The sequence below is a fragment of the Alcanivorax sp. UBA3183 genome (genome assembly GCF_002364155.1).
Classification (GTDB): domain Bacteria; phylum Pseudomonadota; class Gammaproteobacteria; order Pseudomonadales; family Alcanivoracaceae; genus Alcanivorax; species Alcanivorax jadensis.
The window spans coordinates 11,261-37,598 of the sequence record NZ_DEXN01000025.1 but is presented as its reverse complement, the minus strand read 5'-3'; the positions used below and the strand labels follow the sequence as shown (position 1 = coordinate 37,598).

General features: G+C 59.7%; 29 protein-coding genes and 1 riboswitch. Of the genes, 16 read left to right on the top strand and 13 right to left on the bottom strand.

Translation table 11 applies throughout. From position 1 onward, the window contains the following. Positions 1-298: 298 nt before the first annotated feature. Complete coding sequence (locus B3Q33_RS10210; protein WP_103917334.1) at positions 299-643, top strand: Rieske (2Fe-2S) protein; 345 nt, start codon at positions 299-301, stop codon at positions 641-643. Continuing rightward, positions 643-1,098: a DUF4112 domain-containing protein gene (locus tag B3Q33_RS10205; RefSeq protein WP_272961959.1), complete on the top strand. Its 456-nt coding sequence runs from the start codon at positions 643-645 to the stop codon at positions 1,096-1,098. Before B3Q33_RS10210 ends, B3Q33_RS10205 begins: the two co-directional genes overlap by 1 nt. A 151-nt stretch (positions 1,099-1,249) precedes the next feature. Here the strand turns inward: B3Q33_RS10205 and B3Q33_RS10200 are convergent, their stop codons facing one another. Beyond that, positions 1,250-1,918, bottom strand: coding sequence for a DUF523 domain-containing protein (locus B3Q33_RS10200; RefSeq protein WP_272961960.1), 669 nt, complete (start codon positions 1,916-1,918; stop codon positions 1,250-1,252). 38 nt (positions 1,919-1,956) lie between these two features. Here B3Q33_RS10200 and B3Q33_RS10195 point away from each other — a divergent pair, with 38 nt between their 5' ends. After that, positions 1,957-2,919: a 2-hydroxyacid dehydrogenase gene (locus B3Q33_RS10195; protein ID WP_272961961.1), complete on the top strand. Its 963-nt coding sequence runs from the start codon at positions 1,957-1,959 to the stop codon at positions 2,917-2,919. Positions 2,920-3,050: 131 nt separating this feature from the next. Here the strand turns inward: B3Q33_RS10195 and B3Q33_RS10190 are convergent, their stop codons facing one another. After that, positions 3,051-3,857: an SDR family NAD(P)-dependent oxidoreductase gene (locus tag B3Q33_RS10190; RefSeq protein WP_272961962.1), complete on the bottom strand. Its 807-nt coding sequence runs from the start codon at positions 3,855-3,857 to the stop codon at positions 3,051-3,053. A gap of 77 nt (positions 3,858-3,934) precedes the next feature. Here B3Q33_RS10190 and B3Q33_RS10185 point away from each other — a divergent pair, with 77 nt between their 5' ends. Then, complete coding sequence (locus B3Q33_RS10185; protein ID WP_272961963.1) at positions 3,935-4,354, top strand: secondary thiamine-phosphate synthase enzyme YjbQ; 420 nt, start codon at positions 3,935-3,937, stop codon at positions 4,352-4,354. Between the two features lie 297 nt (positions 4,355-4,651). Here B3Q33_RS10185 and B3Q33_RS10180 read toward each other — a convergent pair whose 3' ends face one another. The 6 genes from B3Q33_RS10180 to B3Q33_RS10155 form a co-directional block, all read right to left on the bottom strand. Continuing rightward, entirely contained in the window at positions 4,652-5,347 is a 696-nt protein-coding gene (locus tag B3Q33_RS10180; RefSeq protein ID WP_272961964.1) for a DUF2057 domain-containing protein, read from the bottom strand. Positions 5,348-5,405: 58 nt separating this feature from the next. Then, on the bottom strand, positions 5,406-5,744 hold the full coding sequence (locus B3Q33_RS10175; protein ID WP_272961965.1) for a DUF4870 family protein: 339 nt from the start codon (positions 5,742-5,744) through the stop codon (positions 5,406-5,408). Then, on the bottom strand, positions 5,741-6,043 hold the full coding sequence (locus B3Q33_RS10170; RefSeq protein WP_035245346.1) for a BPTI/Kunitz domain-containing protein: 303 nt from the start codon (positions 6,041-6,043) through the stop codon (positions 5,741-5,743). Before B3Q33_RS10170 ends, B3Q33_RS10175 begins: the two co-directional genes overlap by 4 nt. A gap of 83 nt (positions 6,044-6,126) precedes the next feature. Further along, positions 6,127-6,660: a mechanosensitive ion channel domain-containing protein gene (locus B3Q33_RS10165; RefSeq protein ID WP_035245345.1), complete on the bottom strand. Its 534-nt coding sequence runs from the start codon at positions 6,658-6,660 to the stop codon at positions 6,127-6,129. Between the two features lie 7 nt (positions 6,661-6,667). Next, positions 6,668-7,309, bottom strand: coding sequence for an MBL fold metallo-hydrolase (locus B3Q33_RS10160; RefSeq protein ID WP_035245344.1), 642 nt, complete (start codon positions 7,307-7,309; stop codon positions 6,668-6,670). Between the two features lie 405 nt (positions 7,310-7,714). After that, positions 7,715-9,082 (bottom strand): cytochrome P450, encoded by a 1,368-nt coding sequence (locus B3Q33_RS10155; protein ID WP_272974499.1) that lies wholly within the window; start codon positions 9,080-9,082, stop codon positions 7,715-7,717. Positions 9,083-9,240: 158 nt separating this feature from the next. On the opposite strand from B3Q33_RS10155, the gene moaB reads away from it, so the two are divergent. Next, a complete protein-coding gene (gene moaB / locus B3Q33_RS10150) occupies positions 9,241-9,753 on the top strand; it encodes a molybdenum cofactor biosynthesis protein B (RefSeq protein ID WP_272961968.1) in 513 nt (170 codons plus the stop codon). 37 nt (positions 9,754-9,790) lie between these two features. Beyond that, positions 9,791-11,017: a gephyrin-like molybdotransferase Glp gene (gene glp, locus B3Q33_RS10145; RefSeq protein WP_272961969.1), complete on the top strand. Its 1,227-nt coding sequence runs from the start codon at positions 9,791-9,793 to the stop codon at positions 11,015-11,017. 38 nt (positions 11,018-11,055) lie between these two features. On the opposite strand, the gene B3Q33_RS10140 is transcribed toward glp, so the two are convergent. After that, positions 11,056-11,853: a hypothetical protein gene (locus B3Q33_RS10140; RefSeq protein WP_272961970.1), complete on the bottom strand. Its 798-nt coding sequence runs from the start codon at positions 11,851-11,853 to the stop codon at positions 11,056-11,058. Positions 11,854-12,121: 268 nt separating this feature from the next. On the opposite strand from B3Q33_RS10140, the gene B3Q33_RS10135 reads away from it, so the two are divergent. Next, positions 12,122-12,700, top strand: coding sequence for a PhnA domain-containing protein (locus B3Q33_RS10135; RefSeq protein ID WP_272961971.1), 579 nt, complete (start codon positions 12,122-12,124; stop codon positions 12,698-12,700). Next, the gene (gene cobU / locus B3Q33_RS10130; protein ID WP_272961972.1) at positions 12,700-13,230 is read left to right on the top strand and encodes a bifunctional adenosylcobinamide kinase/adenosylcobinamide-phosphate guanylyltransferase; all 531 of its coding nucleotides are present in this window, start codon (positions 12,700-12,702) and stop codon (positions 13,228-13,230) included. Before B3Q33_RS10135 ends, cobU begins: the two co-directional genes overlap by 1 nt. A gap of 171 nt (positions 13,231-13,401) precedes the next feature. Here cobU and B3Q33_RS10125 read toward each other — a convergent pair whose 3' ends face one another. Further along, the gene (locus tag B3Q33_RS10125; RefSeq protein ID WP_272961973.1) at positions 13,402-14,001 is read right to left on the bottom strand and encodes a histidine phosphatase family protein; all 600 of its coding nucleotides are present in this window, start codon (positions 13,999-14,001) and stop codon (positions 13,402-13,404) included. Positions 14,002-14,004: 3 nt separating this feature from the next. Continuing rightward, positions 14,005-15,057 carry a nicotinate-nucleotide--dimethylbenzimidazole phosphoribosyltransferase gene (cobT, locus tag B3Q33_RS10120; RefSeq protein WP_272961974.1) on the bottom strand — a complete coding sequence of 351 codons (1,053 nt, stop codon included), beginning with the start codon at positions 15,055-15,057 and terminating at the stop codon, positions 14,005-14,007. Positions 15,058-15,323: 266 nt separating this feature from the next. Then, a riboswitch (cobalamin riboswitch) is annotated at positions 15,324-15,562 on the top strand. 116 nt (positions 15,563-15,678) lie between these two features. Here cobT and B3Q33_RS10115 point away from each other — a divergent pair. From B3Q33_RS10115 to B3Q33_RS10090, 6 genes are all read left to right on the top strand, one after another. Next, positions 15,679-17,508, top strand: coding sequence for a TonB-dependent receptor domain-containing protein (locus tag B3Q33_RS10115; RefSeq protein WP_273010192.1), 1,830 nt, complete (start codon positions 15,679-15,681; stop codon positions 17,506-17,508). 19 nt (positions 17,509-17,527) lie between these two features. After that, entirely contained in the window at positions 17,528-18,427 is a 900-nt protein-coding gene (locus B3Q33_RS10110; protein ID WP_272961976.1) for a cobalamin-binding protein, read from the top strand. A 25-nt stretch (positions 18,428-18,452) separates the two neighbouring features. Further along, on the top strand, positions 18,453-19,394 hold the full coding sequence (locus B3Q33_RS10105) for a FecCD family ABC transporter permease (protein ID WP_084573390.1): 942 nt from the start codon (positions 18,453-18,455) through the stop codon (positions 19,392-19,394). Further along, the gene (locus B3Q33_RS10100; RefSeq protein WP_272961977.1) at positions 19,394-20,158 is read left to right on the top strand and encodes an ABC transporter ATP-binding protein; all 765 of its coding nucleotides are present in this window, start codon (positions 19,394-19,396) and stop codon (positions 20,156-20,158) included. The genes B3Q33_RS10105 and B3Q33_RS10100 overlap by 1 nt, the downstream gene beginning before the upstream one ends. A 185-nt stretch (positions 20,159-20,343) precedes the next feature. Then, on the top strand, positions 20,344-20,955 hold the full coding sequence (gene cobO, locus B3Q33_RS10095; RefSeq protein ID WP_272961978.1) for a cob(I)yrinic acid a,c-diamide adenosyltransferase: 612 nt from the start codon (positions 20,344-20,346) through the stop codon (positions 20,953-20,955). A gap of 68 nt (positions 20,956-21,023) precedes the next feature. Then, the gene (locus B3Q33_RS10090) at positions 21,024-22,451 is read left to right on the top strand and encodes a cobyric acid synthase (protein ID WP_272961979.1); all 1,428 of its coding nucleotides are present in this window, start codon (positions 21,024-21,026) and stop codon (positions 22,449-22,451) included. 52 nt (positions 22,452-22,503) lie between these two features. Here the strand turns inward: B3Q33_RS10090 and B3Q33_RS10085 are convergent, their stop codons facing one another. Together B3Q33_RS10085 and B3Q33_RS10080 are read right to left on the bottom strand one after the other, a co-directional pair. Further along, positions 22,504-23,511 (bottom strand): putative solute-binding protein, encoded by a 1,008-nt coding sequence (locus tag B3Q33_RS10085; RefSeq protein WP_272961980.1) that lies wholly within the window; start codon positions 23,509-23,511, stop codon positions 22,504-22,506. Positions 23,512-23,773: 262 nt separating this feature from the next. After that, on the bottom strand, positions 23,774-24,262 hold the full coding sequence (locus B3Q33_RS10080) for an FKBP-type peptidyl-prolyl cis-trans isomerase (protein ID WP_035245325.1): 489 nt from the start codon (positions 24,260-24,262) through the stop codon (positions 23,774-23,776). Positions 24,263-24,536: 274 nt separating this feature from the next. Here B3Q33_RS10080 and moaA point away from each other — a divergent pair, with 274 nt between their 5' ends. Both moaA and can read left to right on the top strand, forming a co-directional pair. Next, entirely contained in the window at positions 24,537-25,550 is a 1,014-nt protein-coding gene (gene moaA / locus B3Q33_RS10075) for a GTP 3',8-cyclase MoaA (protein ID WP_272961981.1), read from the top strand. A 109-nt stretch (positions 25,551-25,659) separates the two neighbouring features. Further along, positions 25,660-26,307 (top strand): carbonate dehydratase, encoded by a 648-nt coding sequence (can, locus tag B3Q33_RS10070; protein ID WP_035245321.1) that lies wholly within the window; start codon positions 25,660-25,662, stop codon positions 26,305-26,307. The last annotated feature ends 31 nt before the right edge of the window (positions 26,308-26,338 follow it).

Here is a 26,338-nt window from a genome sequence, read left to right as displayed (position 1 = left end):
GCTACGCTCGATTGGATAGGGAATGTCTGGAAAGTTCCTCGGGCTTCGTCATTGCTACGAAGCCGCTGTAGGAGCGGCGCTTGAGCCGCGAACCTTGCGAAGCAAGGAAATCGCCCGCAGGGCGATCAGGCATTACAGCGCTCGACAGGTTTCAGAAAGAATGGCGGATAGCGTTAAGCTCTGTTGCCTCGCTGCGCTCGGTTCGCACCTCAAGCGGTGCTCCTACAGCGGCGTTGTAGCTAGCGGCTAGCAGCTCGTCACTCACAATTGATTTTTCCAAGCCAGCAAGGAGAACAAGATGCGTTATGAACTCTGTGCCAGCCAGGACCTCCCGCAAGGGAAAAGCCGTGCCATGGAAGCCGGTGGCAAGAAACTGGTGGTGTATCACCTGAGCGATGGTTTTTATGCCACTCAGGCCCGTTGTACGCATATGTTTGCGTCGCTGGGTAAGGGCAAGATTGTTGAAGACAAGTGTGTGCAGTGTCCGTTGCACCGTGCGCGGTTTGATATCCGTACCGGCGAAGTGACCGAGTGGGCCAACTTTCCCCCCGGTGTGCAGTTGTTGAATGTGGTGCGGGGCGAGAAAGCCCTGGAGACCTGGCCGGTCACGGAAGAAGACGGCCACCTGTTTGTGGAGATGTAATGGCAGCAAGGACTGAAGCCCAGCAACGGGCAACGCTGGAGCGGCTGGAAAAGTTCAGCCGTTTTACCGACAGCAGTATCGGTATCCCCTTTACCAAATTCCAGATCGGTGCCGAGGCCATTATCGGCCTGGTGCCGCTGGTGGGTGATGCCGCCGGGTTGGTGCTGTCCAGCTATGTGCTGATCGAAGCGCAGCGGGCCGGGGCCAGCAAGGGTGTGAAGTTGCGTATGCTGCGCAATATGGGCATCGATTTTCTCGGTGGTCTGTTGCCGGTGGTGGGCGATGCCTTTGATGCCATCTACAAGGCCAATACCCGAAATACCAGGCTGCTGAAGAATTATCTGGAAGAGCAGCTCGAAGTGGAGCCGCCCCCGCCTCCGTTCCCCTGGAAGACCCTGATCGGGTTGTCCATCCTGTTTGCCATTGTTACCGGTGGGCTGACGCTGATTTTCTGAAGTAATAGTTAATAATGAATAATTAATAACTGGCGAGATCCGCGCTTTTCATGATTTTTAACGCAAGAGGCCGCGCCCATAATCAGGGCGCGGCCTCTTTGCTTTATGGACCAAAGGTCTGTTTCGCGGCGTTATTAACTATTAACTGCTTTCAGTGCATTGCCTGCCCAAGCTTGTCCAGATAATGCCGCAGCCCACTATGCAGCGGTTCGTCCAGTTGTTCGCTTTGCGCCTGCATGTCATTGAGCCATTGGCCCTGGCGGTCGTTGTTGTGCCACTGGTGGTAGCAGTACACCTGTAGCAGAAAGCTTTGCAGGAAGGCGGGCTTTTCCAGGTCGCTGTCGTTGGCCAGGGGAATGCGGGGGAACAGTTCGTGGAGCTTGCGGGCGAAGGCACCGGAGGCCATGCCGATCTGTTGGCCGCCGGCGTTATGCACCGGGGTGCTCAGGTGGCCGCAACTGGGGGAGCGGGCTTTCAGTACAAAACCGCTGAGCGGTTCACTCATGCTGGCGGCCACATTTTCCAGGGCCTCGGTGACATCCTGTTGCGGGTTCTCCAAGCCTTTGACGCGCAGAGTATCGTCCACCTGCACGACCTGAATCGGTGGGCGCGGTACCGGCAGGCCGATGGCCACTTCCGGGCAGGTATCGCGAAAGCGCAGCAGGGGGCCGAGCTGGTGGACCAGGATGGCGTTGTGTTTGTGGTCGCCGTCGTAGCGGACCTTCTGGCCGAGCAGGCAGGCACTGACGCCCACCACCGGTTTCTGCCAGTCATGCTGTGGCAGGGTGAAGCCCATCTTTTCCAGCAAATCCGTTAGCATGGAACACCTCCCTTCTTCCCCGATAAAGGTGACCGAACATGCAGGGCGTTTTTCTCGACACCGATACCCTCAATCCCGACGAGATGGACTTCTCCGCCCTGGCGGCGTTGATGCCCTGGACCTTTCATCCGCTGACTCGCCCGCAAGATCGTCTGGCGCGTCTGGACGGTGCCCAGGTGGTCATCACCAACAAGGTGGTGCTGGATGCCGCCACCCTGAAAGCCTGCCCGTCCCTCAAGCTTATATGCATTTGTGCCACCGGTACCAATAATGTGGATCTGGACGCGGCCCGGGAGCTGGGCATTACGGTGTGCAATGTGAGCGGCTATGCACGGGCCTCGGTGGCCCAGCACACCCTGACGATGATGCTGTCTCTGGCCACGCGTTGGCATCACTACGACCAGGATGTGAAGGCCGGTGCCTGGAGTCGGGCGGAGCAGTTCTGTTTGCTCAATCACCCGATCATGGAACTGGCCGGCAAGACCCTGGGGCTGATCGGCCACGGGGATCTGGGCCGGGAGGTGGCGCGGCTGGCCGAGGCGCTGGGTATGCAGGTGTTGGTGGCGGAATCCTTTCAGCGCCACGGTGGCAAGTCCGGGCGGGTGTCGTTGGCGGAGCTGTTACCGCAGGCGGATGTGCTCAGCCTGCATTGCCCGCTGACAGCGCAGACCGACAAGCTGGTGAATGCCTCGTTTATGGCGCAGATGAAACCCGGTGCCTTGCTGATCAACACCGCCCGGGGTGGCCTTGTTGATGAACCGGCCCTGGCCGATGCCTTGCGCTCCGGCCACCTGGGCGGTGCCGGCCTGGACGTGCTCAGCAGCGAACCGCCACCGGCGGATCATCCGTTGCTGGCAGACGATATCCCCAACCTGATCATTACCCCGCACAACGCCTGGGGCACCCGGGAATGCCGACAGCGATTGCTGGACGGGGTGGTGGAGAACATCCGCCAGTGGCAGGCGGGCAGTGCGATTAACGTGGTGAATGCCCCTCCGTAGGAGCGTCGCTCGCGGCGCGATTCCTGGCCAGGATAAAAGCATTTTCACCACAGAGGACACAGAGATCACAGAGAAACCCTTTTCTTTTACTCAGTGAACTCTGTGGTAAATCGATCTTTTTTGAGGTTGGATCAACCCTTCTTCTTCAGCTGGCTGGCCAGCAGTTTGTCCATGCCTCGGAACAATGGCTGCGGCAGTTTGGTGGCCGGACCCGGCAGGGCGGCGAGCAGGACGCTGCCCAGTTTGCCCATGGGGCGGGCGATGCGGGCCGGGCGTTTTTCGCAGGCTTCGACGATCCAGCCGGCGGCTTTCTTCACGTGCATCATCGGCATGTATTTGTAGATGTCGGTGCGCGATGACATGGGCGTGCGCACCATGGGGAAGTACACCACCGTGGTGCTGATGCCCTGGTGGCCCATTTCCGCCTGCAGGGAACGGGTGAAGGATTCCAGCGCGCTCTTGCTGGCCAGGTAGGCGGAAAACAGGGGGATGGGCACCTGGGTGGAGAGGCTGGAAATATTCACCACATGGCCGTGGCCCTGTTCCAGAAAGCGCGGCAGCAGTTTCAGGGTCATTGCCACGGCGCCGATGTAGTTGAGCTGTACGGTGCGCTGATAGTCGTGCAGGCGATCCAGTGATTTTTCGATGGGGCGGCGGATGGAATGCGCGGCGTTATTCACCAGGGCATCAATGCGCGGCTGCTCTGCCAGAATGCGGGCGGCACAGGCGTCGATGGCCGCGTTGTCGCTGAGGTCGCAGGGATATATGAAGGCACAACCGCCGTCTGCCTCGATCATTTCCTGGACTTCCCGTAGCTGCTCTTCACGCCGTGCCACCAGGCACACCGTGGCGCCTCGGCGTGACATGATTTTCGCTGCCTCGGCACCGATGCCACTGGAGGCGCCGGTCAGTACAATGGTCTGGCCGTTAAGTTTCATGGTGTTCCCTTGTCTGTCGGTTGCAGCCTTGAGTGTGCGGCCGGTATCGGCAGGCGCCAATATCCGGAGGAACGAAAATGTGGTTCCAGAGAACATTGACATTATCCGCCAAACGCCGTGGTTGCCACCTGGTGAGCCGTGAGGTGCTGGAAGGCTTGCCGGAGCTGGCGGAGGTGAAGGTGGGGCTGCTGCATCTGTTTATCCAGCACACCTCCGCCTCGCTGACCATTAACGAAAATGCCGACCCGGATGTACGCGGCGATCTGGAGCGGCACCTGAATGTAATGGTGCCGGAAAACGCGCCTTACTATGAGCACACCCTGGAAGGCCCGGACGACATGCCCGCCCATATCAAGAGCGTACTGATCGGCCCGTCACTGAGCCTGCCAATCAGCAATGGCCAACTGGCGCTGGGCACCTGGCAGGGGATTTATCTCTGCGAGCACCGGGATCACGGCGGCGCGAGACGGGTGGTGGCGACGATTCAGGGGGAGTGATCGGCGGACGTTGCGACCAATTCATCTACAAGGCCCCTGTAGGAGCACCGCTTGAGGTGCGAACCGAGCGCAGCGAGGCGAGAAAAGTCTCAGCGATAGGCAGCCATATCTAGGAAGACCAGTGCCGTCAGGCAAGTCCTGATCGCCCTCTGGGCGATTCCTTGCTTCGCAAGGTTCGCGCCCTGGAAGGGCGCTCCTACAGCGGCTTCGTGGAGAAGTGTGTCAGTACCGAGTCGCGAGAAGCGAAATCCCATATCCCAGGTGCCTTTCACGACTCGCCTCTCGTGACTCGTAACGTTATTCAGCTACCCACTGCAGAAACTCCCGGCGTTCTTCCGGGGTGGCCTGCTTCCATTGGGCTTTGAGGGTGTCCAGGTAGCTGGCGGCGGGTGCCGGTTGTGCTGCTGCCGCTGCCGCAGCAGGCTCGGTCGGTGCCGGAGAGGCGCTTTGCTGGGGGGCGATGTTCTTGCTGGAGGCGGTGCTCACCTCTTCGCCGGTGATGGGAGCGAGGAAGCCGCGCTTGAGGATCAGGTTGGATTCCTTGGCCGCGACTTTTTCACCGGTGGCGGTGTTGATAGCCTGGCCGGTAAAGGAATCTTCCAGGGCGCGCGCCTCTTCCACGTTGGCCGGCTTGTCGTAATCCAGCTGCCATTTCTCGCCGGCCTTGCCATCGACGATGAAGTTGGCCGGGTTGGTTTTCACGATGTCGTGGTTGTCCGCATCCAGCTGCCACAGCTCCTTGTAGTAGGCGAGGATTTCGTAGCGGCCGGGGGCCAGCTTGAGTTCCTTGAAGTCGGTGGCGAAGAAGGTATTCACGCCATCCACTTCCTTGCCGTTGATGGTGAACACTTCGATTTCACTGGGCACCCGCACGGTCAGCACCTGGCTGTCGGACTTGGCGGGGCCATCATAGAGCTGGACCACCGGGCTGCGGGCACAGGCGGACAGGAACAGGGCGCAGAGGACGAGAGGTATAAGGCGCAGGGACAGCATGTTATCTCCTTGATTGGCCCACCAGTCTGGCGGGCCGTGGTGACAATATTGTGACAACTCAGAAGCCCCAGGTGTCGACCCGGGCAGGCGCCACGTTGCGATTCAGGGTGCTCAGGCCGCGGGCACAGCGCACGATCCACCAGATAGTAATCACTACCATCAGCAGCCAGCCGATAAAGGCCAGGGTGGTGATGCCGGCAATGACGCTGTAGAGCAGGCCTATCCAGAAGGTGCGGTACTGGAAGCGGAAGTGCTCACGCAGGGGCGGTGGTGCATCCCCGGCGTACAGGTGGGCAATGATAACTCCGGCAACGGCGGTCAGCCCACCGGTGATCAGCCCCACCAGGTGAAGTACATAAACCGCCCGGGCCATGCCCAGGGACGATGTTTGACTCATTGCGGATCTCCCTTGCTGCGATAGGTTTTCGCCGGGTTGGCAGGCTCGCTGTTGCTGGCATTACAGGTCTGCACGCAGGCGTCCTGTGTGTCGAAGGGCACGCTGCCCTTGCAGCCACCCCAGGTAAAGCTCTTGCAGCTGTCACTTTCCTGATCGTAGTAGTAACGCTGGAAAGCCGCCTTGCACATGCCGGTTTCCGGCGCCTGGTAACAGGCGTCCGGCAGGGTGTTGCCGGCCTCAGTACCGTTCTGACAGCCGGCCAGCAGGGTGATGAAGATCAGGGGAAAGAGCAGCCGCATGGTGTCGTCCTTGTGTTGATCAGCAACGGCCCAAACCGGCAAGGCCTTTCAATAAGGTGTCACTTTACTCTGTCGCGGGTGTGTTAGTCAGCCCGGCAGTGTTTCTGGTCTTTGGGCAGGGTGTCGCCGCGCAGGCGAATCACGGTCTTCTGCAGCAGCAGGTTGTTGGGCAGGGTGTAGCGGTGGCCCAACTCGTCCTGAACGGTGATGAAGATCAGCCCCATGTAACGGATCTGCCCGGTGACCGTGTTGTCGCCATCGAGCAGGCGGATGCGATCGCCCACCCGGTAGGGGGCGCTGAAGAACAGGATAATGGCGGCGGTGGTGTTGCTGAGCATGGACCAGCTGGCAAACAGGGCCACACCCAGCAGGGCCATCATCGATGTGGCGAACACCATCAGGCCGCTGCCGTTCAGGCCCCAGAGGATGCCGATGGACAGCAGAGCCAGTACCACACAGGCGCTGTTGATCACGACTGCCGTCTGGAAGATACGTGCCCGGCTGAAATCACGACGTCGGCCCAGGCGCCGGGTGGCGCCCCGCAGTAATACGGACAACAGCCAGGCCACCAGGATAACGGCAATTGTCAGGCCCCATTTCATTGCGCTGGATTCCATCTCTGCCTCAACCGTGTTTGCCGGAAACGAAGGGATTGTTGGCCCGCTCGTGGCCGATAGTGGACATGGGGCCGTGGCCGGGGATGAAGGATACATCGTCATCCAGGGTCAGCAACTTGTCCTTGATGGCCTGGACCAGGGTGTCGAAATCCCCCTTGGGGAAATCCGTGCGGCCGATGGAACCGTTGAACAGCACATCGCCGACCACCACCAGTTTGCTTTCCGGCTGGTAGAACACCACATGCCCCGGGGTGTGGCCCGGGCAGTGACGCACCTGGAGACGGGTTTCGCCCACGGTGACGGTGTCGCCTTCCTCGAGCCAGCGGTTCGGGGTGAACGGACGCGAGGCGGGAAAGCCCATCATCTGCGCCTGCTGGGGCAGCATGTCGATCCAGAACTGGTCGTCGGTGTGTGGCCCTTCGATGGGCAGATCCAGTTTTTCTGCGAGCTCGGCCACGGCGCCGATGTGGTCCAGGTGGGCGTGGGTGACGAGAATCTTTTCCGGCGTGCCGCCGACCTGCTGCAGGGCTTCCAGAATCTTGTCCAGATCGCCGCCGGGATCGACGATGGCCACCTTGTCGGTGGTGTCGCATTTCAGGAAGGAGCAGTTTTGCTGGAAGGGTGTGACCGGCAGGATGGCGTACTTCATGGCTGTCTATCGGGTAAAAAATGTGCCCGCAGTATAGCCGCAAACCGGGACCGGATTCATGCCTGAAGAGTAAAGCTACGAGCTACGCTCGTTGGATAGGGAACGGGTGGAAAGTTCCCAGGACCTCGGCATTTCTACAAAGCCGCTGTAGGAGCGGAGCTTGAGCCGCGAACCGGGCTTGCGTGGATATCGACCGCAGGGCGATCAGGCATTCCAGAGCTCGACAGGTTTCAGTAAGAACGGCTGACGTTCCCCCTGTTGCCTCGCTACGCTCGGTTCGCACCTCATACTCGCAGAGCACAGAGAGAGGTGCTCCTACATTCAATCGCGCCGCCAGCGACGCTCCTGCAGCGGCGTTGTAGCTAGCGGCTAGCAGCTCGTCGCTGGAGGCGAAGCCGTGCTGCTTTACCGCTTTTCCAGCACCACCGGCAAACCATCCTTGGGCATGATCAGCGGCACTTGCTGTACCGGCATTTCATAACCCGGTTTCAGGCTAACCTTGTAACGTTGCAGGAAGTGGAACAGGAAGGTCTTGGTCTGTAGTTCGGCAAAGTTCAGCCCCAGGCACTTGTGGTGGCCGCCACCGAAGGGAATCCACTGGTAAAAGTGTTTCTTGTGCTCGGCGCGTTCGTCGCTGAAACGTTCCGGGTCGAAGGTGTGCGGGTTGCTCCAATACTCTTCCATGTAATGGGTGAACAGGGGAGAGAGGTTGACCAGGGTGTTGCGCGGCAGGGTGTAGCCCTGGAAGGTCACTTCCTTGACGGTGCGGCGCGGGAAGGCGGTCAGCGGCGGGCGCATGCGCAGGGTTTCACGGAATACCCAGCTGGTTTTTTCCAGCTTGGCCAGGTCGTCGTAGTCGAGGCTGTCCTTGTCCAGGCTGGCCATTTCTTCGGCCAGCTGGTCCTGCCAGTGGGGATGCTGTGCCAGCAGATAGATGATGGAGCACAGTGTGCTGGTGGTGGTGTCGTGGGCAGCGAACAGCAGGAAGATCATGTGGTTCATCACGTCCTGATCGCTCAGGCCGCCTTCTTCTTCGGCGGCCTTGCACAGCTCGCTGAAGAAATCCGGGGTCTCGCTGGCCCGTTTCTGCGGGATCAGATCGGTGACGAATTTTTCCAGGTAGCGGCGTCCTGTCATGCCCCGGTGCCACAGGGTGCCCGGAATCGGCAGGCGCAATACCGCCAGGGAGGCATCCGCGGAGTCGATAAAGGATTTATTTACCTTGTCGGATTCCGGGCCCATGTCCAGGCCGAAGAAAATCTGCGCGCCCACATCCAGCAACAGTGCCTTGATATGGTCGAAGAAGCTTAGCGTTTCGCCAGTCTGCCAGGGCTGGATCTGGCTGCTGATATGGGCGTTCATGCGGTCCAGGTAGCTGGCCAGTGCCGGCTTCTTGAATGCCTGCTGCATGATGCGGCGATGGAATTTATGGTCGGCGAAATCACGCAGCATGAGCCCGTCGGTGAACAGCTTTTCCAGGAACGGGTTCCAGGCGGCGCGGCTGGAAAACACGTGCTCCGGGTCCTTGAGGACAAACTCGTTGGCCTCCGGCCCCAGCAGGGTTACGCCGCGTTGAAACAGCACCGATCCCTTGGAGACCAGACCGTATTTTTCGGCCCGCCGGGTGACCAGCTTGTGGTAGTCCTTGAGGAACGGGATGGTGTCGCCCAGTAACGGCGTACCATAATCCCCCGGAATATTGTCCAGCTTGCGTTGTGGCAGGCGCGGCAGGCGGGCGGCATCCTGCTGGGCGGTTTCCATGCTGCTGCTCATTGTCAGCTCTCCCGATAAACACGTTGTATAGCGTCAATGTACTGTGAGCATACTGTGGCGAACAGGGGGCTGTTGGCAGCGGTCAATCCGGGATGTGCTGTCCAGCCACTGTGGCATGGCTCGTGCTAGCATTGGCGCCATCAGCAAGGAGAACCCCTATGTCCAAGCCCGCGGCAGCCTTCGAGCCCCTGGCCCTGGCGGTGTTGACCGTCAGCGATACCCGTACCCCCGATAATGACACCTCCGGGGACCTGTTGGTCCAGCGGCTGGAAGAGGCTGGCCATCAGCTGCAGGCCCGCCAGATCGTCAAGGATGATATCTATCAACTGCGCATGGTGGTGTCCGAGTGGATCGCCGACGAGCGCATCCAGGGCATTATCACCACCGGCGGCACCGGCTTTTCCGGGCGCGACTCCACCCCGGAAGCCCTGGGTGTGTTGTTCGACAAGCACATTGAAGGCTTTGGCGAACTGTTCCGCCAGGTCAGCGTAGAGGACATCGGCTCGTCCACCATCCAGTCCCGTTGCCTGGCCGGTCTGGCCAATCGCACGGTGATCTTCTGCCTGCCCGGTTCCAACAATGCCTGCGCCACCGGCTGGGATCGCATCATTCGCGACCAGCTGGATGCCCGTCATCGGCCCTGCAACTTTGTCGCCCAGGTTCGGCGTTGAGGACGATGACAACGATGCAGCATGGAGGGATGTGCGGATGAGTTTGATGCCGGTAGAGGATGCCCTGGCGCGATTGCTGGACAGCGCAGCGCCGTTTGCCCGGGTCCAGGAGATTGCCCTCAATCAGGCCCGTGGCCAGTACCTGGCGCAGGATGTGATCTCCCGAGTGGATGTGCCGGCCTTTGATAATGCCGCCGTGGATGGCGTGGCACTGCGCTATGCGGACCTGGACGAGCCCGGTCTGACTCTGCCCATGCCGCTGCGTGTTGCCGCCGGTGACCCGCCGGGCACCCTGATGCCGGGGCAGGTGGCGCGCATCTTCACCGGCGCGCCAGTGCCTGCCGGGGCAGATACCGTATTGATGCAGGAAGACTGCGAAATCGCCGAAGGCCGGGTGCGGCTTCCGGCACAGGCGTCGGTCAGCGCCGGGCAGAATATTCGCCCGGCGGGCCAGGATGCCCGGCAGGATGAGGTGGTGATGCGTGCCGGTCAGCGCCTGACTCCCCAGGCGGCGGGGCTGATCGCCTCGGTGGGGGTGTCACGGGTGCGGGTGTATGCCCCCAGGGTGCTGGTGCTTACCAGCGGGGATGAACTGCAGGCGCCGGATGAAACGCCGTTGCCCGGCAAGATTTACGACAGCAATGGCCCGCAACTGGAGCAGCTGCTGATTCAGAGTGGCTTTGCCGAAGTGCGACGGGAGCATCTGCCGGATGACCCGGTCATTATCCACGCCTCCCTGACCCGTGCTCTCACCGACCCTCAGCAGCGCCCGGATGTGATTATCTCCACCGGCGGTGTGTCCGTGGGCGAGGAGGATCATCTACGGGCGGTGCTGGAGCAGCAAGGCAAGCTGGATTTCTGGCGTCTGGCGATCAAGCCGGGCAAGCCGTTCACCTACGGCAGTGTGGATGGCATCCCGTTTTTCGGTCTGCCCGGCAATCCGTCTGCGGTGCTGGTCTGTTACCTGATGCTGGTGTTGCCCACCTTGCGTCGTTGCTGTGGTGCTGAAAAAGTCTTGCCGGAACCCTTCCTGCTGCCGGCGGACTTTTCTGTCAAAAAGGCCGGCAAGCGACAGGAATATTTACGTGTTAGTTGCGTACAGAAGGACGGCAATCTGGTGCTGGAGAAACACCCCAATCAGAGTTCCGGCATGTTGAGTTCTGCGGTGTGGGCGGATGGGCTGGCGGTGGTGCCGGTGGGTGAAGTAGTCAAAGATGGATATTCTCTGGATTATTTTCCGTTTTCAGCCCTTATCGATGGCTAGGCGAAAAAGGGGGCAGCATTGTGCTGCCCCTCCTGTTCTTAATCGAAAAACACGGTCCCGTTATACAAAGAGCCGGTAGCTCCATCGATTGACAGGTTTCCTTCAATGGTTGTTATGAGGCCTCCGAAATCGATCGCTCCACCTGCGCTGCTGGCTTGCCCGCTTGCGTTAATCGAAATAGTGCCGCCCTGGCAGCTATAGCTGCCGGACAATGGCTGCGGGAAGTTGATTTGATGTGTGCCATAAAAGTTCACATCTGCTGTCATAGGTTCTGCAGGGAAAACGTGAACCTGACCCTCAGAGAAGTTGATTTGATTAATATTATTGGCATTCTCGTCCGTTGTAAGTAGCAGGCCGGAGCTAATAATATTCACCGCTTCGGTAAGAGAGTAGCTTTGGTTTAGCGGCGAGGCATTGATGTTGGTGTAAGTGCCCTCTTCAAATGCTTCGCATGGCGTGGGCTGGTAACCGTTAAGGGTAAAAGTATTGAATTTTACCAGGACCTCATCTTTGTTCGCTTTTTCTCTGGAAATAACGCGTAACCGGTAGTTGCCCTCTTCAAGATTCAACGCTGAAGTATCAAGCTGATAACTGGTGTCAAAGGACCAGCGAGAGTTTTCGATACGAATGATATCGTTTTCTGAGAGTCTTTCCAGGACATAGCGGTATTGTGCTTCTGAACCATCACTGCCTACTGAGAAGGCGATGGTTTCTCCGGTGTAAAATGTCTCGGAATCTGGCGAGAAGGTAACATTCAGCGTGTTCAGGTCTGCGGTTACGGGGGAAGAAATAGAGATTGCCAAGATGGCAATTGGGGCTGTCCAGAATTTTTTCATGATGCGTCCTTAAGATATTGTTGTTTGTATGAAATTCTTCCTATGAATTTCAGGAATAAGGTTGGCAGTAGATCTCTCGTGGGTCAATGCGCTTTTTTTTATATTGGTGGAATAGGTGTTCTGAGCAGTGTCGGGAGTATTTAGCTGAGTTTTCTGGACGGCAATCATTGTGGTTCACGCTAAGGTGGATGCTTAATTTATTCGCCGGCGGAACACTCCGGGCCTTCTCCCACCTGTATACTGGCCTGCAAATTGACGGAGCGAACAAATGACCCTGGAATCCACGCTGCTGGCGCGAGCCGATTCGACCTGCGAACTGTGCGGCGCCGGTGAGGCGCTGGCGGTGTATGCGGTGCCGCCGGAAGGGGATGGCACGGCGGCGCAGAGCGCCTTGTTGTGCGAAACCTGCAGTTTTCAGATCGACAATCCCGGCAACGAGGATATCAACCACTGGCGTTGTCTTAACGACAGCATGTGGAGCCAGGAGCCGGCGGTGCAGGTATTGGCCTGGCGTATGCTGACACGGTTGCGGGCGGAAGGCTGGCCCCAGGATCTGCTGGATATGCTCTATCTGGATGACGAGACGCTGGCCTGGGCTAAGGCCACCGGGGAAGGGCAAAGCGACGACGAAAAAGTCGAGCATCGCGACAGTAACGGTGCTGTGCTGGAAGCGGGTGATAGCGTCACCCTGATCAAGGATCTCAATGTGAAGGGCGCCAACTTCACCGCCAAGCGTGGCACACCAGTGCGTAATATCTCGCTGGTGCAGGATAACCCGGAACAGATAGAAGGTCGGGTGGAAGGTCAGCGGATTGTCATCCTCACCCAGTTTGTGAAAAAGAATTGATGCCACATTCCCTGATTCTCGGCGGTATCCGTTCCGGCAAGAGTTCGCTGGCGGAACGGTTGGTGTCGGAGCAACCCGATCCGGTGGTGTACGTGGCTACGGCCACCGCCGGGGATGGTGAAATGAGTGAGCGTATTCGTCGTCATCAGCGACGCCGTCCTGCCAGCTGGGGGCTGGTGGAAGAACCGGTGGAGCTGGGCAGTCTCTTGAATCGCCAGGCCACCTTGTCACCGCCGCCCTGCGTGCTGATTGATTGCATGAGTCTGTGGGTGAGTAATCTGCTGCATGCGGGCGATGCCCTGTTTGTGCGCGAAAAGGAAAATTTCCTGACGGCGTTGGCGGGCTATCCGGGTTCCGTGGTGATCGTCAGTAATGAGGTGGGGCTGGGGACGATCGGCATGGACCCGCTCACTCGCCGCTTTGCCGATGAGCTGGGCTGGTTGAATCAGGCCCTGGCGAAAAAGTGTGATCGGGTGGTGTTGTCGGTGGCGGGGCTCGCGCAGACGTTGAAGGGGGAGGCTCTTTTGTAGGAGCGCCGCTTGAGGCGCGAATCTCACCCGGTCAGGAATCGCCCTTGGGCGATGATGGCTTGTCGAACTGGACGGGTTTCTTCGGATAGTTCTGGCTTGCTGTGAAATTTTGTCGCCTCGCTACGCTCGGTTCGCGCCTCAAGCGGCGCTCCTCAGCGGCATGACGGCGGGTTAGTCCCCGTGCCTCACCAGACAACTCAAGGTGCCATGCTCGGTGTTATCAATGCGCACCTGCGAGCGGCAGGCGAAGGGGACCTGGAATCCGGCCATGGCTTTGCCCGGGCTTAGCCCCAGTACATGACTCAGCACCATACGGATAACGCCGCCGTGGCAGACCAGTAGCACTCTCTGACCTTGTAACGCCTGCTGCCATAGTGCCCAGGCATCACCGATGCGTTGATGGAAATCCTGAATGGTTTCGCCGTTCACCGGTGGGTGGTTTTCTGCATCGCGCCAGAAGTTGGCCTGGTGGTCGCCGTATTCGTCTGCTACCTGTTCCCGGGTTTTTCCTTCCCAGTCGCCGAAGCTGATCTCCTTGAAATCGTGGGCCACGGTAAAGGGAACGTTGATGGTCTCCGACAGGTGCGCGGCAAACTCCCGGCAGCGCAGCAGTGGTGAGGTGAGAATGTGATCCCACTGATCGTCCGCCTGAATGGCATCGCGCATTTGCTGCCAGCCCAGTTCGCTGAGCGGATCGTCCTTGTGACCGCGATACATGTGGCCACCGGCAGGTTCGCCGTGACGGATCAGATCAAACAGGGTGGTGGTCATGGTCTACTCCGCGTTGTTGACGCCGGCATCGGCAAAGGTGGCCATGCCGTTATGCAGGGCGCAGGCGCTGCGAATCACCGGCGCGGCCACCGCCGCACCGCTGCCTTCCCCCAGGCGCATGGACAGGTTGAGAACCGGCTCTGCGTTCAGGGCCTCGAGTAGCCGGGTGTGGCCGGGTTCCCGGGAGTGATGGGCGAACAACAGCCAGTCGCGCAGATCCGGCCGTAACCGTACGGCGGCCAGAGCGGCCACGGTGACAATGAAACCATCCACCAGCACGGGAATGCCACGGGCGGCACTGCCGATCAGGGCGCCTGCCAGGGCAGCAATTTCAAAACCGCCCAGGGAGGCCAGTACCACCAGCGGTTCCCGGTTGTCACCGTGCCGGGCCAGCGCCCGTTCAATCACCGTGACCTTGTGGCTGAGGCCCTCTGCGTCCAGGCCGGTGCCGGGCCCGGCCAGCGCCACCGCCGGCTCGGCCAGCAGGGCACAGGCCACGGCGCTGGCGCTGGTGGTGTTGCCGATGCCCATTTCGCCACCGATAAAAAGCTGGGCCTGCTGGTCTGCCGCACGCTGTGCCGCCCGGTCACCGGCGGCCAGGGCCTGTTCCAGTTGTGCTGTCGACATGGCGGCCTCACGGGCCAGGTTGGCGGTGCCGGCGGCGATGGCTTCATCCACCACGCCGTCGCTTGTGGGCGGCGGGGTGGCGGTGCCCAGGTTGATCACCTCCAGCCGCGCTTGCAGATGCCGGGCCATGACACTGATGGCAGCCCCGCCGGCAACAAAGTTGGCAATCATCTGCCCGGTGACTGCCTGAGGGAAAGCCGAAACTCCCTCTGCGCAGACGCCGTGGTCGGCGGCAAAGACGGCGATGCTGATGCGGTCGGCACCCGGTGTATCGGTGTTCTGGAGTGCAGCCAGATCAACCGCCAGTGCTTCCAGGCGACCCAGCGAACCGGCGGGTTTGGTGAGCTGGCCCTGGCGGGACAGGGCAGTTTCACGGTGCGTCTGACTGGGCGAAGGAATCGCTGTTTGCCAAGGGGAAGGCTGGGGCACGGAACACTCCCGAAAAGGACAGGGGCCGGAAAGCGGCAAATCCTCTGTCCTTGGCCTGAATGTGTCAAGTAAAGGCCCTTGTTGGCTTCCGATCTTTCCGTTGGAGCCTTGCTTGCAAGGCAAAGTGCTTGAAAACGATGATCGTAGACGTCGGCCCTTCGCCTTGCGAGCAAGGCTCCAACGGAGGGGGTATGAGTGGCGCTCAACTTCTCCTGAATTTTCCTCAAGCAACACGTATCCGTTTGCTTATTGCCGCCGCCGTTGGTAATTTCGCGCCACCTTCCGGTGCCCGCCTGTTCACACACAGACGGGTTAAACGGGAAGTCGGTGTGCTTTGTGGTGTTCGCAAAGCCAGTCCGACGCTGCCCCCGCAACGGTGATTGAGTGAATCGCGTTTCGTAGTGCCACTGTGCCAAAGCCCGAAAGGGTGCATGGGAAGGCGAACGCGCTGAGGTATTCCACCTCGCTCATCAGCCCGGAGACCGGCCAGAAGGTGAAACTTGGCGTCGCGGTGGGCGATGGCGGGGTGTAACGGTGCCGTCCGGTGCCGGTTATCCCTGTTGTGTCTCCGCGGCTGAATCCAGGCCGTGCGGGTGGGCACGGCAACAGGGGATCTCCTTCATGTCTTTGCGTTTTCTGGTGGCACCTGCCGCCCTGTCTTTGTCTGTCTTGCCGTTGGTGGTTCAGGCCGATACCTCCTCACCACAACAGGTCGCAATGCTGGATCCGGTGGTGGTAACCCCAGCCCTGGTGAGCCGAACCACGGAGGCGTCGCTGTCTTCTGTCACGGTGGTAGACGAGCAACAACTTCGCGATCAGCAGCCGGTGGACATAGCAGATATTCTGCGTGGTCAGCCCGGTGTGGATACCACCAGTAATGGTTCTTTCGGCAAGATTGCCAGCGTCTTCGTGCGGGGGGCATCCAGTGATGCGACCCTGCTGCTGGTGGACGGGGTGAGGTTGCGGTCCGCCACCGCCGGGAGCCCGGCCTGGCAATATCTGCCAACGGCCATGCTGGAGCGGGTGGAAGTGGTTCGTGGCCCTCGCGGTTCCCTGTACGGTGCTGATGCGGTGGGTGGTGTGGTGCAGCTATTTACCCGCGATGATGGCAGCTGGCTGGATTTCGGCGCCGGCAGTTTCGGCACCATGAATGCCGGTGCCGGTGTTTCCGGCGAGCAGGGTGGCACCCGTTATACTCTGGGCATCAATCGCTTCCGCACTAATGGCATCGAGCTGCGCGAAGACAGTGAAGAGCGCGGCTACGACAACACCGCCGGCATTGCCAAAATCAGCCACCGGTTTGGCGACCGTGGTGAAATCGGTGTGTTCGGTTTTCATACCCAGGGCAATACGGAATTTGAAGGCAGCACGCCGGCAGACGATCGAAATATCGACTACGCGCTGGAGGTGGCAGGGTTGAAAGGTGAGGTAATGCTCACCGATGGCTGGCAGACCAAGGTGCTGATCAGCCAGGCCAAGGACGAAAGCGAAGACTTTGCCAATGACGTCAGTAACGGCGTTTTCGATACCCGCACCCGTACCGTCAATTGGCAGAATGTGTTCGCGGCCGGGGCCCATCAGTTTGTGCTGGGTGGCGAATACCTGCGTGACGAGATCACTAGCAGCAACGAGTACGACGTGACGGACCGGGACAACAAGGCCGCTTTCGGTCAGGCTTTGTTGCACTTTGGCGCGCTGGATCTGCAAGGCAGCCTGCGCCATGACGATAACGATGCCTACGGCAGCAAGGTGACCGGGGCTGCGGCCCTGGGCTACAAGCTGGATACGGTTCACCGGGTACGGGTGAGCTATGGCACGGCCTTCAAGGCGCCCACCTTCAACGATCTTTATTTCCCGGATTCACCGCCCTTTTTCTTCAGTAACCCGAACCTGAAACCGGAGTCCTCGGAAACCGGTGAGCTGGGTGTTCGCGCACAGTACCAACACTGGTTCTGGGATGCGGCGGTGTACCGCACCAATATTGATGACCTGATCGCCTACGATGGCAGCAAGGGCTCCTCGTTCAATGTGAACAAGGCCCGCATCGAAGGGGCGGAGCTAGCCCTGGGCATGGACTGGCAGGAGTGGCAGGTGCGGGTGGCTTTCTCCGCCCTGAAACCGGAAGACCGGGATACTGATACGTTGATTGCTCGTCGTGCCCAGCGTCTGGGCCGGCTGGATGTGGATCGTCGCATCGGCACCGTGACCCTGGGTGGCACCGCCAGTTTCCAGGGGCACAGGTACAATGATGCTGCCAACACCCAGCGGCTTTCCGGGTTCGGCCTGTTTGATCTGCGTGCCGGCTGGCAGTTTGCGCCGAACTGGTCCACCCGGCTGACAATGAAAAACGTGCTCGACAAGGAGTATGCCACCGCGCAGAACTTCAGTGGCTGGAACTATCTCAACGCCGGGCGTTCCGTAATGGTAAGCCTGCGTTACGATGTGCAGTAACTGAAACACGGAGTCCGCCATGCCCCCAGCCCGTCTGTTATCGCTTTGTCTTCCCCTGTTGGCAGTCATGCTGTGTCTGGGGAGCGGGCTGGCCCGGGCACAGGTCTGTGTCACCGACGATACAGATCGACAGGTCTGTCTGGAGCAGCCGGCCAGTCGCATCATTGCTCTGTCCCCTGGTGCCACCGAGTTGCTGTTCGCTGCCGGTGCCGGCGAGCAGGTGGTGGGAGCGGTGAGCTTCAGTGATTATCCGCCGGCGGCGGAAAAACTGCCGCGGGTGGGCAGCTACAAACGGCTGGATCTGGAAGCGGTGCTGGCGTTGAAGCCGGATCTGATCGTTGCCTGGCGCAGTGGTAATCCCATGGAACAGGTCGAGCGCCTGCAGGCCATGGGCGTGCCGGTGTATCACAGCGAACCCCGCCGTTTTGACGACATCAGCACTACTCTGGAACGCCTGGCGGTGCTGGCCGGGACCGAAGCGGTGGGCCAGGGGGCGGCCGATGCTTTGCGCAGTGGCATGGACTCCCTGCGCCAGCGCTATGCGGAGGCGGCACCGGTGACGGTGTTTTACCAGGTCTGGGAAGAGCCGCTGATGACCGTTAACAACGAGCATCTGATCAGCGAGGCGATCCAGATCTGCGGTGGCGTGAATGTGTTCGGGGAGTTGGCATCCCTGGCTCCCAAGATTAGCCGTGAAGCGGTGCTTGCCAAGGACCCGGAGGTGATCATCGCCGGTGGCATGGGTGAGGATGATCCCGCCTGGCTGGATCCCTGGAAACAGTTTTCCTCCCTGCGTGCTGTGCAGCAGAACAACCTGTTCTTTGTGGCGCCCTCCACCTTGCAGCGGCCCACGCCACAGATGCTGGCCGGCACTCGCACCCTGTGCAGCCATCTCGACACCGTGCGCGCCCGTGATTAGCCGCCGAGCTGTCTCTTCCCTGCTGATGCTGGCGGCACTGGGTGCGCTGGCATTGCTGGTGGCGGTGACTGTGGGCAGTGTCTCCATGAGCCTCACGGAGTTGTGGATGGCAGTTGCCGGGCGGGGCGATCCCTTGTTTGGCGAATTGGTATTTTCCCTGCGATTACCTCGAGCCATGGCGGCGTTTGCCACCGGTGGCCTGCTGGCACTGGCCGGTGCCCTGATGCAGGTGCTGTTGCGCAACCCGCTGGCCGATCCCTATGTGCTGGGCATCTCCGGCGGTGCGGCGGTGGGGGCGCTGGCGTCCATGTTGCTGGGTCTGGGTACGGCGATGGTGTCCGGCTCCGCTTTTGCCGGTGCCCTGCTGTCCACCCTGCTGGTCTTTGGTCTCGCCCAGGGGCGGGGTAGCTGGACGCCGACTCGCTTGCTGCTCACCGGCGTGGTCATCGCCGCCGGCTGGGGGGCAGTGATTACCTTCATGCTGTCGCTGAGCCCGGCGGACCGCTTGCCCGGCATGCTCTACTGGTTGATGGGCGACCTGAGTTACGCCCGCTCGCCGTGGCTGGCCTGGCTGGTGTTGATCCCGGTGCTGATTGTCACGCTGCCGCTGGGGCGCAGCCTCAATGTGCTGGCCCGGGGGCCATTACAGGCGGCGGCTCTGGGGGTGGCAGTGAAGCCGCTGGCCTGGCTGGTCTATGGGCTGGCCAGCCTGCTGACGGCGGTGGCGGTGACCACCGCCGGCAGTGTGGGCTTTGTGGGGCTGATCGTGCCGCATATGCTGCGGCTGGTGCTGGGCAATGATCAGCGCATCATTCTGCCGGCCAGTGTCATGGCCGGCGGCGCCTTGCTGACCATCGCCGATACCCTGGCGCGAACCCTGATGGCGCCGGAGCAGTTGCCGGTGGGTGTGATCACCGCCCTGCTCGGGGTGCCCACTTTCCTCTTCCTGCTGTATCGGAGTCGGTGATGGCGATTCTCGAAGCCAGCAATATGGTGGTCGATATTCCCGGCCGTTCGGCAGGCCAGCCCTTTACCGCGCGGATTCTGCCGGGCCAGCGCTGGGGCGTGCTGGGTCCCAATGGCGCGGGCAAGTCCACACTGCTGCATACCCTGGCGGGGTTAAGGCCGCCGCGTAGTGGCCAGGTGTTGCTGGATGGCGAATGCCTGACTCAACTGCGCCGCCGGCAACTGGCGCAAAAAATGGCGGTGGTGTTTCAGGAACGTCAGGACAGTTTCCCAGCCACGGTGCAGGAAACCGTGTTGATTGGCCGTCATCCTTTTCTTTCCCCCTGGCAGCGGGAAAGTGGCAGTGATCTTCGTCTGGCCAATCAGGCCATGGATGCCCTGTCCCTGCGTCTGCTCAGCGATCGGCTGGTCAGCACCCTGTCCGGGGGCGAGCGCCAGCGGGTAGCCATCGCCACGGCCCTGACCCAGCAGCCGGCCATCTGGCTGGCAGACGAGCCCACCAATCATCTGGATCTGCATCATCAGGTAGCGGTGATGGAGCTGCTGCACCGCCAGGCGGAGCAGGGCGCGGCAGTGTTCATGTGCCTGCATGATCTGAATCTGGCGGCCCGCTGGTGTGACCATTTGCTACTGCTCTATCCCGATGGCGAGCTGTGCTTCGGGCCCGCCAAGACCATGCTGGTGCCAGAGGCGCTGGAGCGACTTTATGACCAGAAGCTCAGTGTGGGGCAGATCAACGGCGCGCCGGTGTTTGTGCCGGGGTGAAAACTGTTAATAGGCTGTAGGAGCTATGCTTGCATGGCGAACCTGCTTGCGCAGATCGCTCGCCAGTTCGCCATGCAAGCATAGCTCCTACGGAGTGAGCCTTCAGAAGACATGTCTTCTTAATTGCCCAGATTAATAACGAAATTCAAAAGCGTTGAGAAAAGAACCAAAAAATGGAAAACAGTATGAAACCGGATCCTAAAAGTCCTGAGCGTCATGCCTGGCGGATGGAAAAGAAACAGCAAATCATGCGTGAGCGGATTGCCAATGCGGACAAGGACCAGGGGATCCTTCTGGTGCTTACCGGCCCCGGCAAGGGCAAGAGCAGTTCCGGGTTCGGTATGCTGGCCCGGGCTCTGGGGCATGGTATGAAGGTGGGGGTGGTGCAGTTTATCAAGGGCGCGTTCAGTACCGGCGAGGAAGCCTTTTTTCGTGATCTGCCCGGCGTGGATTATCACGTCATGGGCGAGGGGTATACCTGGGACACCCAGGACCGGGAAAAGGATGTGGCCGCCGCCAGTGCCGCCTGGGATATCGCCAAAAAAATGTTGCAGGACGACAGCTATCACATGGTGTTGCTGGATGAACTGAACATCGCGTTGCGTTACGAGTATCTGGATCTGGATACCGTGCTCGACGATCTGCAAAACCGCCCCGCCATGCAGCACGCCGTTGTCACTGGTCGCTATGCACCAAAGGAACTGATTGAACTCGCCGACACCGTCACCGAGATGAAAGTGGTGAAGCATGCGTTCACGGATCTTGGGGTAAAGGCGCAGAAGGGCGTTGAACTTTAGTGAATAGTTAACAGTGAATAGTTAATAGCGAAAACAAAACGATGGCTGGTCGTTCGTCGATAACGCTGATGGTTCAGGGGTGCACCTCCGACGCCGGGAAAAGTACGGTTGTTGCTGCGTTGTGTCGGTGGTTTGCGCAGCGCGGGTATTCGGTGGCGCCGTTCAAGCCGCAGAATATGGCGTTGAACAGTGCGGTAACTGTGGACGGCGGGGAGATTGGTCGTTCTACGGCATTGCAGGCGTTGGCCTGCGGGATTGAGCCGCACAGTGATATGAATCCGGTGCTGCTAAAGCCGCAGACCGATATGGGCGCCCAGGTGATACTCCGTGGCCAGGTACTGGGCAACATGCAGGCGCTGGATTATCACGCCTACAAGGACACCGCTCGTGAGGCGGTGCTGGCGGCCTGGACGGATCTGTCGAACCGCTATGAGGTGATTATTGCCGAAGGGGCGGGCAGCCCGGCGGAAATCAATCTGCGTGAAAACGATATCGCCAATATGGGCTTTGCCGAAATGGTGGATTGCCCGGTGATTCTGGTGGCGGATATTGATCGCGGCGGCGTGTTTGCCCATCTCACCGGAACACTGGCGCTTCTCTCCGACACAGAGCAGCAACGCACCCTGGGCTTTGTCATCAACCGGTTTCGTGGTGATCTGTCTCTATTGCAGGGTGGGCTGGACTGGTTGGAGGAGCGCACCGGCAAACCGGTATTTGGGGTGCTGCCTTACCTGCATGGCCTGACCCTGGATGCGGAAGACGCGGTAGCCGAGCAGGGTGATCATGACGCTGGTGCGCTCAAGGTGGTGGTGCCCTTGCTGCCGCGCATGAGCAATCACAATGATTTTGATCCTTTGCGCCTGCATCCCCAGGTCGACCTTCGCTTTGTGAAAATGGGCGAGAGCTGGCCGGCGGCAGACCTGGTGATCCTCCCCGGCAGTAAGGCGACCCGCGCCGATCTGGCCTTCCTGCGTGAGCAGGGCTGGGACTCGCAGATCGAAAAACATCTGCGTTACGGCGGCAAGCTGCTGGGTATCTGTGGGGGCTTTCAGATGTTGGGGGACCGGGTTGACGATCCTGACGGGCTGGAAAGCAATGCCGGCAGTAGTACTGGCCTGGGTTGGTTGGCCATGACCACACGGCTGATTGCCGGCAAGCAGCTGCGTAATGTACAGGGCGTTTTTCTCCCTGCTGATACTGCCATTCATGGCTATGAGATTCACAACGGCGTTAGTGAAGGATCGGCGTTGTTGCGGCCCATGCTGCAATTGGGGGAACGTAACGAGGGCGCCATCAGCGACGATGGTCAGGTCATGGGCTGTTACCTACATGGCCTGTTCGATCGTGCCGAGGCCTGCAACGGGATACTGCAATGGGCGGGACTTCGTGGTGAGCGGGCGGTGGATTACGATGATCATCGACAGAAGGATCTGGACCGGCTGGCAGATTTGATCGAGGAACATCTGGATACAGAGAGACTGCTATCCGTGCTGTGAGTTGGTCCTGAAAGACAGGGCCGGGAGAGAGCTCCTCCCGGCCCGAGAGACATTATTCCATCGGGTTAACGCATTCCGCCCGTGTCGGTTCCAGCTTGCAGCGAACCTTTCTGAGCAGGCCCATCATCGATTTGTCGTAGACGCCGTCCTTAGTCAGAGCGACTCGCGCTTCACGCATCATCTCGTCATAGCGCAACTTGTCCGCGTCCGGGATCCGGATCCACCACTTATCATCAACTTCGTTGCTGGCGTTCTCAATCAGGCGCATGGCACGGTCAAATTGGCCATACATGAATTCCCGGGACTGCTGGGCATAATCCGCCGGGAACTTGTCCTTCTTGAGAATGATCTGGGCACTGAGCTGGCCGAGGGTGTAATCCAGGATGCCGCCATCCGGCGCCATGCCCTTGTATAGCTCGAGCGCAGAGAAGCCCATGATCGGTGCAAAACAGATATCCACAGAACCATTATTGAAGCGGGTGGAAAAGTTGGTGATGTCTGACATCACCGGTGACATGCCCACCCGGGATGCCATGCTTGCCTGGGCACTGTCATATTCAAGCACCGCAATGGATTTGCCTGACAGCTCTTCAACGGTATCCAATTCCTGATCTTTCAGAAAAAGAAAGGCTGCACCCATGGGAACAACACCGCCTACTTCATAGGGGCCGGAAATCATCTGTTTGTTGATGGATGGCGTGTTGCTGGCAATGACGGAAATGACTGTTTTCATCGCGTCGTAGCTGGGGATGGCGCCGATGGAGTCCATGCTGCCAGTGAAGCTGTTGAACTGACGGCCACGGATACCGGTAAGAACCGCTGCATCGCATTGCCCGGCTTTCAGGTCTTCAGCAGCGATCTTTTCATCGGTGAAGGGTTTCAGTTCCACATCCACGCCCCATGCAACGGCGGCGGTCTTGTAGTCCTTCATGATGTTATAGATGTCGCCGTTGGCGCCGATGATGTCGAAAACACAGAATTTTCGTTTTTCCAGCGCATGAGCGGAAAGGGAAATACTCGAAAGCAAAGCGGAAAGAATTAGTATCGTTATGTAGCGCATGACGCTCTCCCGTGAAACACAGAAATATCAAAGAGCATCGATCCTATTTGGGCGCTGAGTATACATTCAATATGGCTTTACAAAATTGTGCACAATCCACAACAAGAAGCTGAAGTAAGCCGGGGCAGGGAGTCATTTTGTTAAAAAAGAAGGGAGAAAACGGCAAGATTTTCACCTTGCTTTCACTGTCAGGTTAGTCCTGGGGGAGCAAGGGACAATAAAAAAGGCGCCAGAGGCGCCTTTTTTGCGGGAGGTGCAGACCTTAGTGGTCGTGACCTTCCGGGCCGTGTACGTGGCCGTGTTCTTTCTCTTCGTCGGAGGCTTCACGCACCTCGGTGACTTCCACGGCGAAGTTCAGGGTTTCACCTGCCAGCGGGTGGTTGCCATCAACGGTCACTTCCTCACCTTCCACAGCAGTGATGGTGAAGATGCGAGGACCGGCTTCAGTCTGAGCCTGGAACTGCATGCCCGGCTGCAGATTCTCTTCGTTGCCTTCGAAGGCGGTTTTCGGCACTTGCTGGATCAGCTGCTCGTGACGCTCGCCATAGCCTTCTTCCGGGGTGACGGTTACGTCCAGCTTGTCACCGGCAGCCTTGCCCACCAGGGCGTTTTCCAGGCCGGGGATGATGTTGCCAGCGCCGTGCAGGTAGGCCAGGGGCTCGCCACGCTCGATAGAAGAATCAATGGTCTCGCCGGTTTTGTTAGTGAGCGTGTAGTGGATAGACACTACGGAGTTTTCTGAAATTTGCATGGAAACCCTTTAGGGGTAGATGAATTCGGAATGAAGGGGGTATGGCGGACATGGCGTTTCATGGTCCGGCAGCGCCCCGCATTCAGGTCGGCGAACATTCTAACAAGACCGACAAGGGCCTGACCAACCGGAGCCAGTCCCGGCCGACGGGCGTGGGGTAGCCATCAGGGGCTGGGGAGCCACGAAGGGCTCCACAGGAGGGCGGAACCGGGAGGTTATTGCCCGAGTAAGCGCTGGTTCCCCGGCTTGGCCCCGCATTTGCTACAGTACCGCCATGGCCGCTGACACTTTCACTGACAATCCGCTACTGCAGGACCGTTTCGGCCGCACTATCGACTATGTGCGGCTGTCGGTGACGGATCGCTGTGATTTCCGCTGTGTGTACTGCATGGCGGAGGATATGACCTTTGTGCCCCGGGCCCAGGTACTGACTCTGGAGGAGATGGGGCGGCTGGGGCGGGTTCTGGTGTCGCTGGGGGTAAGGCGAATCCGACTTACCGGTGGCGAGCCGTTGGTGCGCCGTAACGTGGCGCATCTGGTGCGTGGTCTTGGTGCACTTCCGGGTCTGGATGAACTGAATATGACCACCAACGGCGCCGGACTGGGCCGTTTTGCCGGTGAATTGAAGGCCGGTGGGCTGGATCGGCTCAATATCAGCCTGGATTCCCTGGATCCGCAGCGGTTTCGGGCCCTCACGCGCACCGGCGATTTGAGCAAGGTTCTGGCGGGGATCGAGGCGGCCCGCCGGGCCGGTTTCCGCCGTATCAAGCTGAACAGCGTGATCCTGCGCGGACGCAATCAGGATGAGGTGCCGGCACTGGTGGATTTCGCCCTGGCGCGGGGGCTGGATATCTCCTTTATCGAGGAAATGCCCCTGGGGGCCATCAGTGAACATGATCGGGCGCTGGAGTTTGTCTCCTCCGAAGCGTTACGGGATCAGCTCTCTGAGCGCCTGACCCTGGTGCCCATGGCGGACAAAACCGGCGGGCCCTCCCGCTACTGGCAGGTGCCGGGCAGTGACAGCCGCATCGGGTTTATCTCTCCCCACTCACAAAATTTTTGCCATTTGTGTAATCGGGTGCGAATTACCGCCGAGGGCCGTATGCTTCTGTGCCTGGGGCACGAGCACAGTGTGGACCTGCGGGCAGTACTGCGGGCGCACCCCACGGAGGATGCCCCCCTGCGTCAGGCAATCATTGATGCCATGGCCATCAAACCGGAGCGGCACGACTTCAATCTGGCACCGGGCGAGCAACTGGTACGGTTCATGAATATGACCGGTGGTTAGTCGCCGCCTTCGTCCCCCTTCAAGGCAGAGGGGATGCTCCAGAAAGCCTTTAGTATGTAGCGTGCAAATATGCTGCGTGTAGCGTGAATGCGTAACCAAGCGAGAGACCATGAAATCCCTTCCTGAACTCTTTACCAACAACGAGCAGTGGCGTCATGACATCGAGGAGGAGCATCCTGGGTTCTTCAAGGCGCTGGGCGAGCAGCAGAGCCCACAGTATTTGTGGATTGGCTGCGCGGATTCCCGCGTGCCTGCCAATGAGGTGGTCGGGCTGATGCCCGGTGAGCTGTTCGTGCATCGCAATGTGGCCAACCTGGTGAACCACACCGACCTGAACCTGCTGTCGGTGCTGCAATTTGCCGTAGACGTGTTGAAGGTGAAGCACATCATGGTGGTGGGCCACTATGGCTGCGGCGGGGTAAAGGCTTCCATGGAAGATGTACCCCATGGCCTGATCGACAATTGGCTGCGGCAGGTACGTGAGCTGTATCTGCGCAACCGCAAGCACCTGGTCAAGCTGCCGGATGACAAGGCCCAACTGGATCGCATGTGCGAGCTGAATGTGGCGCGTCAGGTGATCAATGTGTCCAACACTACCGTGGTCCAGGAAGCCTGGCGCCGCGATCAGCCACTGACGATCCATGGCTGGATTTACGGTATCGGCGATGGCCGCCTGCGTGACCTGGATATCCAGATCCAGAACAACAAGGAACTGCGGGTTCTGGAAAACGAGGAATACGACAACACCTCGGCATAAGGGGTCCTGTAGGGTGCCACTGAGCCTGAGG

Excerpts from the sequence above, each read along its gene's own strand:
- can (WP_035245321.1), top strand. The coding sequence starts at position 25,660 with ATGAAATCCCTTCCTGAACTCTTTACCAACAACGAGCAGTGGCGTCAT.
- B3Q33_RS10175 (WP_272961965.1), bottom strand. The coding sequence starts at position 5,744 with ATGAGTCAAACATCGTCCCTGGGCATGGCCCGGGCGGTTTATGTACTT.
- B3Q33_RS10135 (WP_272961971.1), top strand. The coding sequence starts at position 12,122 with ATGACCCTGGAATCCACGCTGCTGGCGCGAGCCGATTCGACCTGCGAA.
- B3Q33_RS10105 (WP_084573390.1), top strand. The coding sequence starts at position 18,453 with ATGCTGGCGGCACTGGGTGCGCTGGCATTGCTGGTGGCGGTGACTGTG.
- B3Q33_RS10100 (WP_272961977.1), top strand. The coding sequence starts at position 19,394 with ATGGCGATTCTCGAAGCCAGCAATATGGTGGTCGATATTCCCGGCCGT.
- moaA (WP_272961981.1), top strand. The coding sequence starts at position 24,537 with ATGGCCGCTGACACTTTCACTGACAATCCGCTACTGCAGGACCGTTTC.
- B3Q33_RS10200 (WP_272961960.1), bottom strand. The coding sequence starts at position 1,918 with ATGCTAACGGATTTGCTGGAAAAGATGGGCTTCACCCTGCCACAGCAT.
- B3Q33_RS10080 (WP_035245325.1), bottom strand. The coding sequence starts at position 24,262 with ATGCAAATTTCAGAAAACTCCGTAGTGTCTATCCACTACACGCTCACT.
- B3Q33_RS10165 (WP_035245345.1), bottom strand. The coding sequence starts at position 6,660 with ATGGAATCCAGCGCAATGAAATGGGGCCTGACAATTGCCGTTATCCTG.
- B3Q33_RS10110 (WP_272961976.1), top strand. The coding sequence starts at position 17,528 with ATGCCCCCAGCCCGTCTGTTATCGCTTTGTCTTCCCCTGTTGGCAGTC.
- B3Q33_RS10090 (WP_272961979.1), top strand. The coding sequence starts at position 21,024 with ATGGTTCAGGGGTGCACCTCCGACGCCGGGAAAAGTACGGTTGTTGCT.
- B3Q33_RS10115 (WP_273010192.1), top strand. The coding sequence starts at position 15,679 with ATGTCTTTGCGTTTTCTGGTGGCACCTGCCGCCCTGTCTTTGTCTGTC.
- B3Q33_RS10170 (WP_035245346.1), bottom strand. The coding sequence starts at position 6,043 with ATGCGGCTGCTCTTTCCCCTGATCTTCATCACCCTGCTGGCCGGCTGT.
- cobU (WP_272961972.1), top strand. The coding sequence starts at position 12,700 with ATGCCACATTCCCTGATTCTCGGCGGTATCCGTTCCGGCAAGAGTTCG.
- B3Q33_RS10210 (WP_103917334.1), top strand. The coding sequence starts at position 299 with ATGCGTTATGAACTCTGTGCCAGCCAGGACCTCCCGCAAGGGAAAAGC.
- B3Q33_RS10085 (WP_272961980.1), bottom strand. The coding sequence starts at position 23,511 with ATGCGCTACATAACGATACTAATTCTTTCCGCTTTGCTTTCGAGTATT.
- B3Q33_RS10140 (WP_272961970.1), bottom strand. The coding sequence starts at position 11,853 with ATGAAAAAATTCTGGACAGCCCCAATTGCCATCTTGGCAATCTCTATT.
- moaB (WP_272961968.1), top strand. The coding sequence starts at position 9,241 with ATGTCCAAGCCCGCGGCAGCCTTCGAGCCCCTGGCCCTGGCGGTGTTG.
- cobO (WP_272961978.1), top strand. The coding sequence starts at position 20,344 with ATGAAACCGGATCCTAAAAGTCCTGAGCGTCATGCCTGGCGGATGGAA.
- B3Q33_RS10180 (WP_272961964.1), bottom strand. The coding sequence starts at position 5,347 with ATGCTGTCCCTGCGCCTTATACCTCTCGTCCTCTGCGCCCTGTTCCTG.
- B3Q33_RS10125 (WP_272961973.1), bottom strand. The coding sequence starts at position 14,001 with ATGACCACCACCCTGTTTGATCTGATCCGTCACGGCGAACCTGCCGGT.
- B3Q33_RS10205 (WP_272961959.1), top strand. The coding sequence starts at position 643 with ATGGCAGCAAGGACTGAAGCCCAGCAACGGGCAACGCTGGAGCGGCTG.
- glp (WP_272961969.1), top strand. The coding sequence starts at position 9,791 with ATGAGTTTGATGCCGGTAGAGGATGCCCTGGCGCGATTGCTGGACAGC.
- B3Q33_RS10155 (WP_272974499.1), bottom strand. The coding sequence starts at position 9,082 with ATGAGCAGCAGCATGGAAACCGCCCAGCAGGATGCCGCCCGCCTGCCG.
- B3Q33_RS10185 (WP_272961963.1), top strand. The coding sequence starts at position 3,935 with ATGTGGTTCCAGAGAACATTGACATTATCCGCCAAACGCCGTGGTTGC.
- B3Q33_RS10190 (WP_272961962.1), bottom strand. The coding sequence starts at position 3,857 with ATGAAACTTAACGGCCAGACCATTGTACTGACCGGCGCCTCCAGTGGC.
- B3Q33_RS10195 (WP_272961961.1), top strand. The coding sequence starts at position 1,957 with ATGCAGGGCGTTTTTCTCGACACCGATACCCTCAATCCCGACGAGATG.
- B3Q33_RS10160 (WP_035245344.1), bottom strand. The coding sequence starts at position 7,309 with ATGAAGTACGCCATCCTGCCGGTCACACCCTTCCAGCAAAACTGCTCC.